At 39.0% G+C, this 794-nt stretch carries 2 protein-coding genes; one reads left to right on the top strand and one right to left on the bottom strand.

The genetic code is table 11. The features are described 5' to 3' along the window. The coding region (locus ADICYQ_RS31205) for a YwmA family protein (RefSeq protein WP_200861887.1) at nt 1-246 on the bottom strand (246 nt) is incomplete at its 3' end. A 136-nt stretch (nt 247-382) separates the two neighbouring features. On the opposite strand from ADICYQ_RS31205, the gene ADICYQ_RS31210 reads away from it, so the two are divergent. Continuing rightward, nucleotides 383-613 (top strand): DUF1146 family protein, encoded by a 231-nt coding sequence (locus ADICYQ_RS31210; protein WP_003227691.1) that lies wholly within the window; start codon nt 383-385, stop codon nt 611-613. The last annotated feature ends 181 nt before the right edge of the window (nt 614-794 follow it).

Here is a 794-nt window from a genome sequence, read left to right on the forward strand (position 1 = left end):
GCTCTTGTATACTTTGAAAATAAAGGTTTTCAAGCTCTTCAAGGCTTTCTCTCGTATAGGTAAGAGAAATGTTAAAAACTGACACAATTCATTCAGTTCTTCAATCTGTGACTGTCTATAATCATAATAGAATGCAATTGCTTCCCATTCCTGATCAAAAATTGGCAGGTCCTCACCATATTGCTTTTCAGGCTGAAAAAAAGAATGATTCACATTTGCCAGCTCCTTTCCAATAAAGTATACCATGTAAAAGAATCGCACTTTAAGCGGGGATTAGCCCTAGATTTGGCTGATTATTCCGTTCTGTATAAAATGTATCATCTTTATCTGTGCTTCTTATATAATAAGAAAGGGTATAAACGCAGAGAAAGGAGTGTAATAGATGAGTGTATTGGGACAGCAGGCTGCAATCGGCATTGTCGTTCACCTGATTTTTATAGCAGTGACTTGGTGGGCGTTGCAAGCCGTCAATATAGATCCGTTAATCAAAAAAGGCAAAGTCGTGCAGGCTAGACTCCTGATGATTTTGCTGACAATCGCCATTGGAACGGCCGTTGCCAATTTCTTTTTAGATTATCTCAATTATTCACAGCAGCTTCCCTATCTATTTTAATAGGTTTTGAACATTATCATTAAATGGTTGGGAGAAGCGGGTTGAAGCGAATAGCTCGAGTTTTGACGAAGATTTTTACGATGGCGCCTCTTGCCTCCGGTAAAACTGGGGATAAGGGGGAGAGATGAACATGAAAGAAAAAACAGTAAGCCACGCTATTATCATTTCCGTCATGTTAAGC

Origin of the sequence: Cyclobacterium qasimii M12-11B (assembly GCF_000427295.1) — a bacterium.
Lineage (GTDB): Bacteria > Bacteroidota > Bacteroidia > Cytophagales > Cyclobacteriaceae > Cyclobacterium > Cyclobacterium qasimii.